The organism is Enterobacter sp. UCD-UG_FMILLET, from assembly GCF_000762975.1.
GTDB classification, from domain to species: domain Bacteria; phylum Pseudomonadota; class Gammaproteobacteria; order Enterobacterales; family Enterobacteriaceae; genus Enterobacter; species Enterobacter dykesii.
Map to the genome: position 1 here is coordinate 23,653 of NZ_JRJC01000008.1, position 15,527 is coordinate 39,179.

16 protein-coding genes and 1 pseudogene are annotated in these 15,527 nt (G+C 49.2%); 8 read left to right on the top strand and 9 right to left on the bottom strand.

The features are described 5' to 3' along the window. Positions 1 to 256: 256 nt before the first annotated feature. Together LA04_RS24250 and LA04_RS25205 are read right to left on the bottom strand one after the other, a co-directional pair. On the bottom strand, positions 257 to 436 hold the full coding sequence (locus LA04_RS24250) for an IS3 family transposase (protein WP_047650386.1): 180 nt from the start codon (positions 434 to 436) through the stop codon (positions 257 to 259). Positions 437 to 503: 67 nt separating this feature from the next. Next, positions 504 to 1,889 carry an IS3 family transposase gene (locus LA04_RS25205; RefSeq protein WP_081957641.1) on the bottom strand — a complete coding sequence of 462 codons (1,386 nt, stop codon included), beginning with the start codon at positions 1,887 to 1,889 and terminating at the stop codon, positions 504 to 506. Between the two features lie 188 nt (positions 1,890 to 2,077). On the opposite strand from LA04_RS25205, the gene LA04_RS25210 reads away from it, so the two are divergent. From LA04_RS25210 to LA04_RS25215, 8 genes and pseudogenes are all read left to right on the top strand, one after another. Further along, entirely contained in the window at positions 2,078 to 2,479 is a 402-nt protein-coding gene (locus LA04_RS25210) for a thermonuclease family protein (RefSeq protein ID WP_149323819.1), read from the top strand. Next, positions 2,400 to 2,642 (top strand): hypothetical protein, encoded by a 243-nt coding sequence (locus LA04_RS24675; RefSeq protein WP_047650387.1) that lies wholly within the window; start codon positions 2,400 to 2,402, stop codon positions 2,640 to 2,642. Before LA04_RS25210 ends, LA04_RS24675 begins: the two co-directional genes overlap by 80 nt. A 211-nt stretch (positions 2,643 to 2,853) precedes the next feature. Continuing rightward, complete coding sequence (locus LA04_RS02695; protein WP_233443233.1) at positions 2,854 to 3,432, top strand: DUF4236 domain-containing protein; 579 nt, start codon at positions 2,854 to 2,856, stop codon at positions 3,430 to 3,432. Next, positions 3,410 to 3,715, top strand: a pseudogene (locus tag LA04_RS02700) (integrase core domain-containing protein); the annotation flags it as partial. The gene LA04_RS02695 and the pseudogene LA04_RS02700, both read left to right, overlap by 23 nt. 954 nt (positions 3,716 to 4,669) lie before the next feature. Next, positions 4,670 to 4,942 carry a hypothetical protein gene (locus LA04_RS02705; protein ID WP_047650388.1) on the top strand — a complete coding sequence of 91 codons (273 nt, stop codon included), beginning with the start codon at positions 4,670 to 4,672 and terminating at the stop codon, positions 4,940 to 4,942. A gap of 60 nt (positions 4,943 to 5,002) precedes the next feature. Then, complete coding sequence (locus tag LA04_RS23290; protein WP_072015498.1) at positions 5,003 to 5,632, top strand: helix-turn-helix domain-containing protein; 630 nt, start codon at positions 5,003 to 5,005, stop codon at positions 5,630 to 5,632. A gap of 310 nt (positions 5,633 to 5,942) precedes the next feature. Further along, the gene (locus tag LA04_RS24265; protein WP_126329137.1) at positions 5,943 to 6,209 is read left to right on the top strand and encodes a hypothetical protein; all 267 of its coding nucleotides are present in this window, start codon (positions 5,943 to 5,945) and stop codon (positions 6,207 to 6,209) included. Between the two features lie 47 nt (positions 6,210 to 6,256). Continuing rightward, positions 6,257 to 6,451 carry a DUF1187 family protein gene (locus LA04_RS25215; RefSeq protein ID WP_072015499.1) on the top strand — a complete coding sequence of 65 codons (195 nt, stop codon included), beginning with the start codon at positions 6,257 to 6,259 and terminating at the stop codon, positions 6,449 to 6,451. Between the two features lie 138 nt (positions 6,452 to 6,589). On the opposite strand, the gene catA is transcribed toward LA04_RS25215, so the two are convergent. The 7 genes from catA to LA04_RS02745 all read right to left on the bottom strand — a co-directional run bounded on the left by catA (position 6,590) and on the right by LA04_RS02745 (position 15,234). After that, entirely contained in the window at positions 6,590 to 7,267 is a 678-nt protein-coding gene (catA, locus tag LA04_RS02715; RefSeq protein WP_047650389.1) for a type A chloramphenicol O-acetyltransferase, read from the bottom strand. A gap of 63 nt (positions 7,268 to 7,330) precedes the next feature. After that, positions 7,331 to 9,262 carry a putative bifunctional diguanylate cyclase/phosphodiesterase gene (locus tag LA04_RS02720; RefSeq protein ID WP_047650390.1) on the bottom strand — a complete coding sequence of 644 codons (1,932 nt, stop codon included), beginning with the start codon at positions 9,260 to 9,262 and terminating at the stop codon, positions 7,331 to 7,333. A 17-nt stretch (positions 9,263 to 9,279) separates the two neighbouring features. Next, entirely contained in the window at positions 9,280 to 9,774 is a 495-nt protein-coding gene (locus LA04_RS02725; RefSeq protein WP_047650391.1) for a molybdopterin-dependent oxidoreductase, read from the bottom strand. A 405-nt stretch (positions 9,775 to 10,179) separates the two neighbouring features. Continuing rightward, on the bottom strand, positions 10,180 to 10,746 hold the full coding sequence (locus LA04_RS02730; RefSeq protein ID WP_047650392.1) for a cytochrome b: 567 nt from the start codon (positions 10,744 to 10,746) through the stop codon (positions 10,180 to 10,182). Next, a complete protein-coding gene (locus tag LA04_RS02735) occupies positions 10,743 to 11,816 on the bottom strand; it encodes a catalase family peroxidase (protein WP_047650393.1) in 1,074 nt (357 codons plus the stop codon). The genes LA04_RS02730 and LA04_RS02735 overlap by 4 nt, the downstream gene beginning before the upstream one ends. A gap of 403 nt (positions 11,817 to 12,219) precedes the next feature. After that, positions 12,220 to 14,004 (bottom strand): diguanylate cyclase, encoded by a 1,785-nt coding sequence (locus LA04_RS02740; RefSeq protein WP_047650394.1) that lies wholly within the window; start codon positions 14,002 to 14,004, stop codon positions 12,220 to 12,222. 120 nt (positions 14,005 to 14,124) lie between these two features. Then, complete coding sequence (locus LA04_RS02745; RefSeq protein WP_047650395.1) at positions 14,125 to 15,234, bottom strand: AI-2E family transporter; 1,110 nt, start codon at positions 15,232 to 15,234, stop codon at positions 14,125 to 14,127. Positions 15,235 to 15,527 lie beyond the last annotated feature (293 nt).

Consider the following 15,527-nt stretch of genomic DNA (forward strand, 5'->3'; position numbering starts at 1 on the left):
GCATTTCTGAGTTAGCTACCACTACCCTATTGATAAAAACAATCAGCTCGAGCCTACACGGGCTGTTTTCGAGTGTGAGCCTATGTGCAGGCTGAGCATGCAACTAAATTGCTGGTTATCGCCGGTCACAGCCTAACATGGACTGCTTCGCGTGGTTCCCACTTCATAGTTTAAAAATTGGCGGCAAGAAAATACCTTAGCATTCTCATGCTGCCACAGTTTGGACTGACCCCACGCCCGTAGACAAATTCTGTCCTCACGATGAGGCCTGTTCGAAGGCCTCCGGACTGAGGCCGCCGAGGTGACTGTGGCGCCGGGCCCGGTTGTAGAACACTTCAATGTAATCGAAGATATCGGCCCGGGCCAGATCCCGGGTTTTATAGATGCGTTTTCTGATCCGCTCTTTTTTCAGCGAACTGAAGAACGATTCGGCCACCGCATTATCCCAGCAGTTGCCACGCCTGCTCGTGGACTGACCCCACGCCCGTAGACAAATTCTGTCCTCACGATGAGGCCTGTTCGAAGGCCTCCGGACTGAGGCCGCCGAGGTGACTGTGGCGCCGGGCCCGGTTGTAGAACACTTCAATGTAATCGAAGATATCGGCCCGGGCCAGATCCCGGGTTTTATAGATGCGTTTTCTGATCCGCTCTTTTTTCAGCGAACTGAAGAACGATTCGGCCACCGCATTATCCCAGCAGTTGCCACGCCTGCTCATGCTCGGGGCCAGGTTATTAGCCCGGCAGAAGCGCTGCCAGTCGTCACTGCCGTACTGGCTGCCCTGGTCTGAGTGCACGATGACCTCGCCGTCCGGTTTTCGCCGCCAGACGGCCATCATCAGCGCGTCGAGTGCCAGTTCGCGTGAGAGAGTGGGCTTCATCGACCAGCCGACCACATTACGGGCGAAGAGATCGATAACCACCGCCAGATACAGCCAGCCCTGCCAGGTGCGGATATAAGTAATATCTGTGACCCAGACCTGATTGGCCCGGACAACAGTAAACTGCCGNTCACTGCCGTACTGGCTGCCCTGGTCTGAGTGCACGATGACCTCGCCGTCCGGTTTTCGCCGCCAGACGGCCATCATCAGCGCGTCGAGTGCCAGTTCGCGTGAGAGAGTGGGCTTCATCGACCAGCCGACCACATTACGGGCGAAGAGATCGATAACCACCGCCAGATACAGCCAGCCCTGCCAGGTGCGGATATAAGTAATATCTGTGACCCAGACCTGATTGGCCCGGACAACAGTAAACTGCCGCTGCACGCGATTAGGGGCAACCACTGAAGGCCGGCCGGCGATACGACGCGGCGCTTTATAGCCGCGTACGGCTTTGATCCGGTTTTGTTGCATAATACGACCCACCCGGTTTTTGCCGCAGGTTTCCCCGATTTCGTTCAGGTCGCCATGAACCCGCCGGTAACCGTATACGCCTCCGCTCAGTGAATATGAGTCGCGGATAAGCATCAGCAGACGCTGGTTATCTTTATCACGCRCCGAGACCGGGTTGTGCAGCCACGCATAGAACCCGGCCCGGGCGACATTCAGTACCCGACACATCGTCATCACACCCCATACAGTGCGGTGTTCATTGATAAAGCGGTACTTCAGTCGGGCTCCCTTGCAAAGTACCGCGCGGCCTTTTTCAGGATATCCCGTTCTTCTTCGGTGCGTTTTAGCTGCGCCCGGAGTTTCAGGATCTCGCTTTTGGCTTCCAGTAAATCCCGGGCATGCTGTTCGCTGTGTATCAGGTTTGATAGCCCGTAGCCACTTGTAGAGGCTGTGTGCAGAAACGCCCAGACGGTCGGATACTTCGGCAACGGAATAACCGCGTTCTGTTATCTGACGGACGGCTTCTTCCTTAAATTCAGGTGTAAATCGTGGTGTGCCCATACGCTCCTCCTATGCTCAAACTATAGGGCAGGATCGTCTACCGGGGCGGGGTCAGTCCAACTATAGGGCAGGATCGTCTACCGGGGCGGGGTCAGTCCAAGCAGCGTAATAGTTGAGGTAAGTAGAGCCCTAAAGGCTCTGCTGTTGCCATAGCATTTTCACCTATGCAGTGATTTGCTTCAGTATCTATTGCATACGACAAACCAGATCGCTATGGGCGCATGCTGGGCCTTGTCATAAACAGCGACGATAAACAGATTAACTGCGAAATAATCCGCGCTGGTGCAGCCTGGGTTTATCTGAAGTACAACATTGATTCCGAGCTTCCTTCAATCGAGCAGGAAGCTCGGCAGAACAGCGTGGACTATGGCAACAGGCGAACATCGTCGCGACGTGGGAATTACGACACCATAAAAAATGGCGCGAAGCAGAGCGTCATCGATGATGAAAAGCGCAAAAAGATTTTTTACTTTGCGAGTTACATAATGAAATTCAGAGGACAAAAGGCGAATGACCTACATCAAAAAAACTACGTCCAACGGGCGCAATATGCAGCGTGTTTGTTATGTCACCGGCCACGGTCTGACTAACCAACGTTTTGAAAGTTTCCGCGCATTTTGGGAGTCCGAAAAACTCGAAGGTGATCATATCGGTGTGCGTACAAAACTTTTTCAAGATGCCGAACAGGCCAATTACCAGGGGTACAGCATTCGCATGGTTTATAAGGCTGACGACGAGGCAGGGCTAAAGTGATCAAACGAATGGCCACAATCGTGGCCGTTTTAAAATAGTTCCTGTCTTTGGTGTGTATCACAGGTACATTTGGTGTGTCTGTTAGGCAAATATAGTAATCAGCCAAACGACGAACACGCAGCTATACGGCGTTAGGCAGGCGGCGCGCTCGCGCACCTTCAGAAAGCAAATGAGAGCATAAAAAATGGGACTACGTTTCCGGCAGCCATTCATGCTGTTCCCTGGCGTGCGCTTGAATATTGGAAAACATGGATTTAGCGCGTCATTCGGCGCGCCGGGAGCAACCGTAAACGTCGGCAAACGCGGAAAACGGGCGACCGTCGGCATTCCAGGGAGTGGTATTTCTTTCACTCAAGATCTGTATAAGTTCGGCAACCAGCAACAGCATCATCGCCAAAACTTGCGCTATATTGACCCGCAGGCGACGAATTATTACGTGCCTGACGAAGGCGACCACATGATCCGAAGTGCCGCCGTCGAGCGTCTGACTAGTGAAGGCCTGAAGCCGCTGCGTGATCTAATCATAACGGCCAACGCGCAACAGAAGGAGATCCGCGCTGACCTGTTAGAGGCCCGTCAGGAGAAAATACGACAAACTGACTTGCTGCAACGTAAAAAAACTAGCCTGTTTCGTCGATTCTACAAAAAGAGTATTGCCGCGCTGGAAGAAAGCCTTCCGGTAGTTCGAGCCGAGGTGGAACGCCTGGAAGAGTGGGAAGAGAACACAAAGATTAGAATCGAGTTCGACGCGGGCGAGCACTGCGCGTATGTTTACCTGCCGCGCACTTGATCAATGGGCCTTTTAGCATGGTGTGGAACTACCGCTTATCCAGCCAGGTAAGCCAACGCCGAACGGATTTATTTAGAGTTTTAACGGACGCTTTCGCGATGAGTGTCTGAATGAACACTGGTTCAGCGATATTCTTCATGCCCGGAAAACGATTAATGACTGGCGGCTGGATTATAACGAGTGCCGTCCCCATTAATCGCTGGACTACCAGACGCCAGCTGAATTGGCAACGGACTGGCGAAACAAGAAATATGAAGAAAAACCAACCGACATTACTAACTGAAGGTTGTATCTAATCCTGGGGGCAGGTCACCCTGATAAGGTGTGAACTTTCTGGCAGTCTCATTCTTAATTTTTACTTCAAAGGTAACAAAGAAGGGGATCATGTCCGTAGATATTCTTCTGCCTCGTTACCATGGTCAGATCCTGTTACCGATAGCCGGTCCGCGCTGCGTATGACCGACACGTCGGGTGGCCCAAACAGCACGGTGAACGTCGACGGCACCATACTGAGGATCAATCATGTGCGGATGTTTAGGTGGGGGCTGTGGGGAAGCAGAAGGACGCAGTCAGGCTGGGAAGGGGAACGGTTTCTGGAACACCAGCAGGCGTATTTTACGCATGCCGGAAACGGTATCTCAGCCCGGCAAAATGGGCGCAGAACGTTATTCGTTTTGGCCGTATGTCAGAATTTTTTCACCGGAAAGCTTTCCGGATGAAGTTATGACTCAGCGAGGGGGGCATTCCCTGTTAATTTTTACAGCAGAACTGGGAACGTCAAAATCATCTCAATCACGAAGCCAGGCATTTTTTTATCTCACTGAATGCGAGTGGTTTGCTTTGTACCCGAGAATTTACATAAGTTAGGATTCATTGTGACCTCGTGAATTGTGGTAATGAACCAACTTTTTATTTTAAACGAATTAAAATATAAAAAATAAATCCATGCCCATAATAATGATTGGTCAGCGTCTGCTATTGCTATGCTTTCATTAAGTAAAGCCAAAAGATAAAATTCTTTTATGCTGTTATTATGTGACTAATGCAAAAAAGTGACAATTCTGTATGTCTATAAATTAGGGATTAATAAAAATATTTGTATTTCAATTGCTTATATATTTAAGGGGTGCTTACCATAGATCCCAATTTGGACTCGATAATAATTTGAGTTTCTGCGCCTTAAGGCTATGCTTAAGAGCATTATCTGATATCGTATAAAAGGTTCAACGGGAGATTTATGCAAACCGTGATTAACTTAAAAACGGAAAAACAGACGCTTATTGTCCTCCACTCCTTTGAGGAGTTTAAAAAATGGTATTTGCGTTTTTTTGATCTGAGTATCTTTGCCGAAGGTGAAGTGAGTGCCCTTCTGAATGAGGGGAAACCTGAGCATTATCCCTGTATACCCCTGATCCTTGATAAAAATATGAATCTTATATTTTTTGATGCAACGTCTGTAAACTGCTGGTGCGAACAGTTGAAGTCCATCACCTTAAAACATAAGCATTAAGTTGATAAATGCAAAACCTGTGCTATATATTATACTTACTGGCTTGTTTTGGTTGCAACTATGAAAAAAAAATCAACCCGCACTGATACCCATTATCTTAAAGTGATAATGGAAAAAATTGAACCATTTTTGAATTATGAGAATTATGGTGCAAATACTCGGTTTACTATTAATGAAAAACATAATGAAAAATGTTATTTCATTAAAAGCGGTGCGGTTTCGTTGTATCGGTATCCTGACGGAGTATTACTGGAAATTTTTGATGCGCCAACACTAAGAGGTTACATACCACTCATTAAAGACAGTGAAACAGAATATGTCATCAAACTATTATTAACATCCGAGGTTGCGATCGTTTCCAAAGAAGCATTGTTTAATTTATTATCGACTCAAAATTTATGGGAAGAGTTCGCACGTTATCAAATGGCGCTTATTTCATCTGTATCAGAAGTCATTTACAGACTATCGACGCCTAATAGTTATGATTCAATCCGCCATCAGTTGATTGAATTGATGGCAAAGCCGAGTGAAATTAGGGAGCTCATTACGGCTGAGAACTATATCCGCTGTAAAACCCGCATGTCCCGAAGCAGTATAATGCGTATATTATCAGATCTTAAAACAGGTGGTTATATTACGATTGAAAGAGGGATTCTACGTGGAGTGCATAATCTCCCGCTAAAATATTAAGAAAATCGTCACGGAATCAGAGATAATAATTATTTCAGGCGTGGCAGGAAAAACGTACAACAGGATGTTTATTTTGCGTAGAGTTTATATTATCTCTGATAATCAATATTTTGCACTGGGTATTGCTGGTCTTTTTTATAAGGTAGATGCAAACATCATTCACCCGCAAGATATATTTGATAAAAACAATTTCTTGAAGAATGGATTCGTATGAATAGATCTTCACTCTTTACGGAAAAGAACAACACAGGTCTCACTCAATTACAATTATAATGTTCATTCCACATTAACTTCTGCGGCTCAGAGAAGTATGGAATTAATTTCAAAGGGTGTTGAAACTTATGTCACCTGGATTAAGGCCAGCAGTAAAGATGCTAAAGTAGTCCAAAGACATTACCGTGCTGTCAAAAAGTCTGCAGGCATTGAGAGCGTAAGCGTTCATAATTTATTTCTTACAGAATATATCGCTGTAAGTCATATGTTGATGGTCTGGCTTTCAGGTTGGACTGAGCTAAATATATTTCGGAACCTGAAACAACAAAAGATTGTTAATGCTGGATTGGTTGACTCAGTATAAGTTTCAGTAATTAATATTATCTATATAGAAGCATTGAGAAAGGAAAAATGTATCTAATCACAGGATTAATACACAAGGCAGGGGGGGCGCCTGTCTCATGGAAACATTACTCGTGCCATAAGCTTACACTGGAGCAGTGTGTAAAAATGCTATCGAGGCCAAAGGCGGCGGGTAAAAGCTATGGATATCCGGTTACGATTACTGATTACCACTGCAAAAAAATGGTGGAAAATGATCGGTAAAATACCCCTGAAAGAAACAGAGGGCTGACAGGAGAGGAGCTTTGTCTACTAGCTTGACGAGCGGAAGGATGAGTTACAGAAAAGCATCACCCTGATACTCTATAACTTAAGATAAAGAGCATGCTCATTTTTTGCGCATTAGCCATTACATTCCTTCGATAGCGCCGGCAAACCATCACACATCACCTGCAACTCATTAAACATCCTTGCCACATGGAAACCATCGCACACCGAATGATGGACCTGCACCGCGAGAGGCAACAGCACTTTTCCATCCTGTTCGTAGTATTTACCAAACGTGAACATTGGGGAAAAGAAGTTCTTCATATGCGCAATATTCATCGTAAAGTTCGTAAACGTTACCCACGGAATAGACGAGACGAAAAAGACGTTTTCGCGGGTCTCTTCCTTAGGCCAGTATGAAAGGTTATTGCCATAGCGCGCCGTATCTTCTGCATACGTGTTCTGGAAGTGATGAATATTGCCGTCGAAGTGGCTCCACAATGACGAAAAGGTCTCCGTTTCTGGGTGGAAGATGGTGTAGCTGGGATGAACTTCATTCCATATGACAAGCTCATCGTCCTTCATGACCATACGGAACTCAGGATGCCGGTTCATGATTTTAGACAGGAGAAAAATGATCGTAGGGTAAAACTTCCAGCCCACCTCTTTGATATGTTTTCGCAGCGCGGTGATGTCGATCAGAACCGTTTGGTTAATTGTACACTCAGCAAATGACTGGAAGACTTCAAAATGCTCTTTCCTTGCCCAACGAGATAAATCAACAGGCGTATAGTCCGGGGCTGTTTTTTTCATATTATAACCTTTGATTATCAATCACCTGAAGGGTTTTGGGCCAGAAACAACCGCGCAACCATTTCAACCGTACCTAATCTTCCTGTCAATCTCAGCCTGTGGTTTTCCGAACAGGTATCCCTGAACGAGATCGCAGCCAAGCGCCTGAAGACGTTCAAGCTGCGCTTCGGTTTCAACGCCTTCTGCAATGACTCTCATATTGAGGCTCTTCGCCATGCCGGTAATCAATTTAACGATATTAAGGGCATCATCCTGCGTGGATATTGGGTTCACAAAGGATTTATCGATTTTAATTTTATCAAAATTCAGTTCACTCAGTCTTGATAGCGACGAATAGCCCGTTCCGAAATCATCGATAGAAATTTTTACACCGAGCGTTCTGAGCTTTTTGAGAATAGTGATCGGCGTATTGCTGTCACTGAAGAGCGAAGACTCCGTAACCTCTAATTCAAGACGGTTTGCCGGAAGTCCTGTCTCCTTCAGGATGGACTGTACCATCGCCGTAAAGGATTTCGTGCCCAGCTGAACGGGTGAGACGTTCACAGAGATCCTGGCCGGAACCGCCCATGAGACCGCTTCCCGGCAGGCAAGCTCAAGCACATTTTTGCCAATCTGATTGATCATCCCCGTTTTTTCAGCGACAGAGATAAAGTAATCAGGTGACAGTATCCCCTTCACCGGATGTATCCAGCGAATCAGCGCTTCGTAGCCGTAAATTTCATTGCTGAATGAATCGACAATAGGCTGATAATAAACAACGAACTCATGGTTATCGATCGCCAGTGCCATATCATGTTCAAGGGTTCTACTTTCCTGCAGCTTTTGCAGCATCCACTGACGGAAGACTTTTATCTGCTGTGAACCCTCTTTTTTGGCTTCGTAGAGCGCCAGATCGGCAAATTTATAAAGATAATCAGAGCGCCGTTCATTATCCGATAACACGATACCCACACAGGTGGCGATTTTTATCAGCTGGTTATTAATCGTATAGGGCTGGCTGATATGCTCGCTTATCTCTTTGGCGCGCGAAACGGCTGCTGTTTCGGTGAGGCCGCTGGAAAGCAGAGCGAATTCGTCTCCGCCCAAACGGTAAAATGTATCAGTGGCGCTGCTCATTGAGGTGAGGCGTCTGGATACCTGGTTCAACAGCAAATCTCCGGCATCATGGCCATAGGTATCGTTGACCTCTTTGAATCGGTCTAAATCAAATAGCATTACCGTGACAGGGGTGTGGTTTTTATCGGCCTGAAGAGTAATTTTGTTGAGATCGTCCCAGAAGAAAAGGCGGTTTTTCATGCCGGTGAGGGAGTCATGATAAACATCATACTCCAGCTTCGAGTTCTGAATTTGCAGTTTTTCTTTTGATATTTGAAGTTCGTCGGCAAGGCTTTTAACCTGCATGTGTGCTTTGAGAATGTTTTTATTCTGGTAGATCATTAAGAAACCCAGAATAAAGCTTAAAATCACAAGGAGTAATGAAAGTACGGAATAAATATAGTACAGGATCTGTATTTTATGGTTGGATTCATTAACCGTGTTAATATCTTTCGTCAATGCCGTTGCAGAAAGCTGACTTAGCGGCGCATCGAGATCATGCATATTTGTCAGATATGCCTGTAACTCCGGATGGCTCATTTTTTCAAGATGGCTATCCAGATAGGTCAGTATTTTCTCTAAGCGTATAGCGAGTTCCTGATGCGCTTTATCGCTGTCAATATAGCGGCCTAAATCTCCCCCCTTCATTAAATCGCTCTGGCTTAGCATAATTTCGAGACGCATGCGGACCTGGTCTATCGTAACGTCATCAGTATCGGTTGCGTATAGACCAAGCCATGATTCAAAACGGTAATACTCTGATACCAGTTGTGCCACGGACCAGGACTCAGTGTATTGAGTCAGTTTTTGCAATTCCTGCTGTCGATCGTAAACAAGAAATGCAATATATCCTGTCGTGATAAAAAGAGAAAAAATGATACCAACCAGTATCCTGTTCATTATGTTCTCCTGAACGGCTACTCAATCTTCATTTTGCTAACCTGCCATGCTGATCGCGAGTAATAAATCTGATTATTCAACTCAGGAAGACTGTCATAGGGGTAAACAATGAAAGATGGCCCTTTGTCTCGGATGCGCATATATTCGCCATTGACCTTTAAAGCAAGTATGGCGTTGTATTTTTTGAAATCACTGAGAGGGATCACGGTAGAGTAATCATTGAGCGCAATAACATTAACGTTAGTCCCCTTCGCACCCACATAATCCATGAGTTTGTTCATGGGGACACCCTCAAACTTTGTACGTCCATTATACCAGGGGGATGTCGTCTCGAAACTCACCACACCCAGTTTTTCAAGGCTGGCGAGATCAAACACTGCTTTTCCATTTTCATTGGTATTTTCTATATTACCGTAAATCGTTAAAATGGGTTTACCAACTGGTTTTGGCAGTTCGCCAGCCCAGGTTACACTTTGTACCAGACAGCATAACAGCAGTAGGGTTAATCGCATTTTGGCCTCCACCTTTTTAACAGAAGTATAAGAATTATAATTTAGATATCACACGAGTTGATATATTTTGTTGGGGAGTAAGGGTTTTTATCGTTTTTATTGATGTAAACACAGTTTAATCAATGGGTTATGCGTTGTGGGTGACAGGGTTTTTGATACTCGAGCGACGCTTAACTTTTTGATAAAAGCTAAAATTGCGGGCATGAATGCTCTTCTGTTTAAAAAATAATCGCTTTAATTGATTGATATTAACTTCGACGACAATTTTGGGGGGCCCGTGGCTTTTTGGGGGCGCGAATCTGGAGACTAAATACGCGCCCCGGGGTGTACGCTGTTTCAGGATCACGATGATAAGCGAGGACACTAACATTCCGATTGAGCGTGTCCCATAGCGCTTGCCTTACTTCATGTCCTCCTGGATCCCCCTTTCGCCATGCTGGCAAACACTGCGTCCCGGTAGATCCACGCATGGACGAGTGCGGCAGAGAGATGGACCAGCACCACAGCAAAAAGCAACTTTGCCAGAAGGCTATGGGCATCGTGACACCAGGCATACAGCACTGGACTGGTGGGGACAATCGCCGGCAGGTTGACGCCATCAAACATTACGATTGGCAGGCCCGCTGCCGACAGTTGCGCCCACCCCAGCAGCGGCATTGCCAGCATTAACCCATACAGTATCCAGTGTGATGCCTTTGCTGCAAGCACCTGCCAGATGGGCAAATCGGCAGGAAGTGGCGGCGTCCGGCTAAGAAGCCGGTTGACCAGACGCACCAGTGCCAGCAGTAAAATGGCGATACCCAGCGGCCGGTGCAGGTCGATTAACCAAATCCGGTGATGTAACGACGTCATCATCGCGGTACCGATGAAAAGCATGGCCAGGATCATCACCGCCATCAGCCAGTGCAGGCTTCGCGCCAGGGTATTGAAATGCTGCGGCGCGTGCTCTCGCATGTCTTTATTCGAGCTCATTTTACCTCCTGCTTTTGCACGGCTTCGGTGGCCTTGCCGTAGCCGATTTCCCGCTCACGGCGGCTGAAAGAGTGGGAGTAGGCCGCGGAGCGGGCGTTTAAGATGGGATCATCAGACACCGCAACGCCTGCAGGAACAATCGAAGGGTCAAAGTTAACGTCGCGGCACGCGCCTGTGGATTGTGTTTCGACGCGCGTCACTTCCAGCGTGCCGGCTACCACCTTTTTGCGATCGTCCGGCCATGGCTGGGAAGGGTCATCCACCGGATCGCCCGGCTGTGCGAGCTGCAATACCATATCCCAGTAGATTGGTTTCTGTGCCAGTCTCTGGCTGATACCTTCGAAAAGGAAGTCATGATCGACTTTCTGCCGTACCGTCTCATCCAAAGGCATAAACAGATCGTGCGGGCGCATCATCCAGCGTACCGGCTGTTTATGGCCTTGAGCATCGACAAGGTAGAAAGCATTAATGCTGTTAAACGTCGCACCGGAAAAGCTACCGGGAGCCGGGGTTTGTGCCGCCCACGCGAGGTATTTCTTTGCCTCGGGATACGCTTTTAAAAATGCCGCAAGGCGCTGCGGATCCGGCTTGCCGGTAGACCCATCTACCGCGAGCGCTTTTGGCATGGCGAGAAATCCTTCAGGATCCCGTGTTGCGAAGAATGGCACGTTGTTCATTGCCATACGCCATTGTTGTTTGTCATCCGTTTTAAGCAACAGCGCCATGCTCAGCGTTTTCGTCGAGGTATCCGCGGCATGTGGGTTACCGGTGCCAATAGAGAATCGTCCTACAACGGGGGTTTTTGATTGGGAAAAGAGGCGTGCGGTTGATAAAGACGTTGCTGCACCGTCTGGCGTGAACGTACCCGCAAAACAGATGCCTTTCCCGTGCGCACGACGAAAGCCGGCTGGAAACGGTTTCGGTGTTTCTGACACTAACGACTGACTGACGGTACGAGATCCGAACCAACCCGCAGTCCACGCCAATACGGATGCTAATACCCCAGCGATGACAGCAATCGACGCCAGCGCTCCCCAGGTTTTTTGGGATTTGAAATCCAGCTTATACATAGACGTTTTTCCATAGCAGAAATGTAATACCCGTTAGGCCCAATAATGAAAGCGAAACATTCATAATTCAGAGATAATAGAGAAGACGATTAGGTGTAAATAATCGTAGTGGCACTTATGTTGAGAACGGAAATATTCGTGTTAAGTATTTTTTCGAGCCGGTCACGATTATTTTCGAGTATATAAGCCAGGCAGGCAAAAAAAAGAATATCACGAAAAGTTTATACTTTGCGCCTGTGGGGGGAAGGTTTAAGCTCAGCGCTTAGCTGGCTGTTCGTGCCGTGGAAGCATGGAAGCGACTCGGGGTAAATATCTGTTCCCCCTTCAGAGGTATTGCCGGCATATCTGGCCAGTGAGTGCCTTCGCCGGCAGTAATCAGAGCCATAATCGATCTGTTGACCGGCTAAACCGCCTCCAGCATCCCAAAACTCACAATCCGCGCGCGTCCCAGCTCTTTTGCCCGGTATAGCGCCACATCCGCGGCGCGCAGCAGGTTGTCGGTCTGGGCATGTTGAGGGTAGCTGGCAATGCCAATCGACACATCAACCGGCCCAATCTCGGTCAGTCCGTAGCGAAGCGACAGCTCATGTACGCCGGTGTAAATCTTCTGCGCACAGGCATACGCGCCTGCTTCATCGGCACCAGAAAGCAGCACCAAAAACTCCTCGCCCCCGTAGCGGAACGCCAGTCCGTTGTCATGTGCGACCCGCTGAACGATTGACGCCACGCTTTTAATTACCCGATCGCCCGCTTCATGGCCGAATCGGTCATTGATGCTCTTGAAGTGATCGATGTCTATCATCATGCAGCTTAACGGTTCGCCGGTGCGTAACGCCTGTGCCGTTTGGGTTTGCAGGGTATCTTCCAGATGATGACGGTTACGCAGTCCGGTGAGCGGGTCGAACAAGGCTTTTTCCAGCAACGCGTCGCGCAGACGCTGGTTGGCCAGCGCCAGCCCAAGCGCTTCGGCCATCAGTTCCAGATAGGCGCGGGAAGGGGCGTTGTCCGCCGTAATATTCTGGAAGGAGAGCAGGCCAATGGCCTCGCCCTGGGCGATAAGCGGCACGCACAGGGAACTTTCCGCCTGGGAGGACGGCAGATGGTAGCAGGCGACATCCGGCTCACCGTTTACCGGCGGGTGGCTCTGCCCGCGGCGCACGGCCCAGCACTCGTCCGGATGGAAGCTTATCTCTTCACCAACCGGTGAAAGCCATTGCGCGACGCAGCGCATCTGCCACGGCTCCCGGTCAAGGACGTAGAGTCGGCCCGCGATCCCCGGCGCGATATTGGGGGCAAACAGCTCCGCCACGTTAATCACATCGTTAAAGTTTTCACACCCCTGCAGCCGCTGGGTCATGCGCGCCAGCAGCTCGCGGATGGCCCAGTCGGCATCGCGCTCTTTCTCCAGACGCTGTCGCGCCAGGCCGTTTTCGCGGAAGATGCGGATGGCCTGGGCCATATCGCCAATCTCATCAATCTGCTGGAAATTGGGCGTTTCAACCGCGTAATCCTGGGATGCCAGACGGTGCACCACGTCGCTCAGGCGCACCACGGGGCGCAGCACGCGGCGCTTCAATATAAAGCCGAGAACAAACAGGAACAGCAGGGCGGTCAGGCCGACCATCAGCTCAGAGGCCGTACGCAGCGCTTTCGATTTTTTTGTCGCGTCCTGAACGGAGGCGATGACGCGTTTGTCGAGTATCTGGCGGAAGTGATCGAGCTGGCTCTGCGCGCGCTCCAGCTCCAGCTCATAGGGCGCGCCGTAGAGCAGCGCAACGGCCTTAGCATCTTCTCCCTGCGCCGCGCTCGTTAGTGCCGTCTGCTGCTCGTCCTGCAGTTCATCGACAATCTTTATTCCTTCATGCAGCAGGGCCAGTTCTTCATCCGATGCGCCATTATCCTGCAACTTTTCCAGCCGAAGCTCGATGCTCTTCAGGCTGTTTTCTGCCTGGTTATATTCCCTGAGAACCTGTGGATCTTTTTTAATGACGTACAGCCGTGCTAAATCAGACTGCGCCCAGATATCGATTTCAATATCTTCCGTGAGCTGATCGAACATCTGCCGTTGTTCAACGGCCTGACGCTCGAGGGTATCAGCACTGGACGCCATCAGCATGATGATGCCGGAGGCGATGGTCAGGCAGACCGTGGCACCATAGGCCCAGTTGGTTATCGTCGCGATTCGCACCAGATGATCCTTTTACGACATGAGTAGGATGGCGTTCTTTCAAATTATAGAAAACGTCTGATTTAAGGCGAAAAAAAAGGCGGCACAGCGCCGCCTGGTGTGGTGTATATCGTCACATCCTCACAATTCTGGAGGATTTTTTCCTTCTTCGATGAAGTCGGGGTCCAGCTCTTCGGCATTACCTTCGTGATCGCGCCCAGAGAAGAGGTTCCAGCAGGCGATAAACAGCGCGGCAATGAGCGGCCCGATCACAAAGCCGTTAATGCCGTACAGCTCCATGCCGCCGAGGGTGGAGATCAGAATCAGGTAGTCCGGCATTTTTGTGTCTTTCCCCACCAGCAGCGGGCGCAGAATATTGTCCACCAGCCCGACGATAATTACGAAGAAGCCGACAATAAACAGCCCTTGCCAAAGCTGATGGGTGGCGAACAGGAATATTGCGGCGGGCACCCAGATAATCGCCGAGCCGATGGCGGGCACCAGCGAGAGGAAGGCCATCAATGCGCCCCAGAGCACGCTGCCATCAATGCCTGCAATGGCAAACGCAATCCCGCCGAGCGTGCCCTGCACCACCGCGACCACCGCCGTGCCTTTTACCGTCGCCCGAGAAACGCCGACGAATTTGGCGAACAGGTGCTGTTTAGCGAAATCAGACAGCGGCAGGGAATCAAGGATCTGGCGCACCAGATAGGGGCCGTCTTTCAGCAGGAAGAACAGCAGATACAGCATGATGCCGAAGCTAATCGCAAAGCCAAACGTCCCCTTGCCAATCAGGAACGCGCTGCCGGCAAGATATTGCCCGCCCTGCAGGGCGACATCAGAGAGTTTTTTCTGGATCTGCGCCGCGTTGGTCAGGTTATGATCCGCCAGGAAGCCGCTGGCCCAGTCAGGCAGATGGTTAAAGATGCTCGCCACCACTTCCGGGAACTGGGTGTTGTTCTCCTGGAGCTTCGTATACACCACGTTCAGCTCAATGGCGAGCGAGGAGAGGATCACCATCAACGGAATAAAGACGATCAGGCAGATAATGCCAATGGTCAACAGCGAGGCAAGCCCGTTGCGATCCCCCAGCGCTGCGCGCAGCCTGTTTTTTACCGGGTTGAAGATGACGGTCAGAATGGCAGCCCAGAGTATCGCGGAGAAGTAGGGCGACAGCACGTCGAAGAAGGCCCAGGTCACGAGGGCAAGAATAAAGATAAAGAAACCTTTGGTCAGTCCGTTAAAGCGCATCAGTCAATCCTGGTTACTAAGAAACTGTGTCGACTATAGAACTGATTGTGAGAATTACCAACTTTGCGTCAGGGGGCGGGCAGTGTAGCGGTATGAATCCGCTCTTCACGGATACCACTTTCGACTGACCGAAGATCGCCGCTTCCCGCACCATGCTGTAAGTATCTGCTTGCGGAGGTGCTTATGGCCTGGCGTCCGATTCTCTATGTGATCCTCACAACCCACCCCAGACTCAGCGCGAGGCGTGCCCGTTTGCGTCTTGTCATCTAGCTTTTTATTAACAATCGCGGTAT

Excerpts from the sequence above, each read along its gene's own strand:
- LA04_RS24675 (WP_047650387.1), top strand. The coding sequence starts at position 2,400 with ATGACCTACATCAAAAAAACTACGTCCAACGGGCGCAATATGCAGCGT.
- LA04_RS02695 (WP_233443233.1), top strand. The coding sequence starts at position 2,854 with ATGCTGTTCCCTGGCGTGCGCTTGAATATTGGAAAACATGGATTTAGC.
- LA04_RS02705 (WP_047650388.1), top strand. The coding sequence starts at position 4,670 with ATGCAAACCGTGATTAACTTAAAAACGGAAAAACAGACGCTTATTGTC.
- LA04_RS23290 (WP_072015498.1), top strand. The coding sequence starts at position 5,003 with ATGAAAAAAAAATCAACCCGCACTGATACCCATTATCTTAAAGTGATA.
- LA04_RS24265 (WP_126329137.1), top strand. The coding sequence starts at position 5,943 with ATGGAATTAATTTCAAAGGGTGTTGAAACTTATGTCACCTGGATTAAG.
- LA04_RS25215 (WP_072015499.1), top strand. The coding sequence starts at position 6,257 with ATGTATCTAATCACAGGATTAATACACAAGGCAGGGGGGGCGCCTGTC.
- catA (WP_047650389.1), bottom strand. The coding sequence starts at position 7,267 with ATGAAAAAAACAGCCCCGGACTATACGCCTGTTGATTTATCTCGTTGG.
- LA04_RS02720 (WP_047650390.1), bottom strand. The coding sequence starts at position 9,262 with ATGAACAGGATACTGGTTGGTATCATTTTTTCTCTTTTTATCACGACA.
- LA04_RS02725 (WP_047650391.1), bottom strand. The coding sequence starts at position 9,774 with ATGCGATTAACCCTACTGCTGTTATGCTGTCTGGTACAAAGTGTAACC.
- LA04_RS02730 (WP_047650392.1), bottom strand. The coding sequence starts at position 10,746 with ATGAGCTCGAATAAAGACATGCGAGAGCACGCGCCGCAGCATTTCAAT.
- LA04_RS02735 (WP_047650393.1), bottom strand. The coding sequence starts at position 11,816 with ATGTATAAGCTGGATTTCAAATCCCAAAAAACCTGGGGAGCGCTGGCG.
- LA04_RS02745 (WP_047650395.1), bottom strand. The coding sequence starts at position 15,234 with ATGCGCTTTAACGGACTGACCAAAGGTTTCTTTATCTTTATTCTTGCC.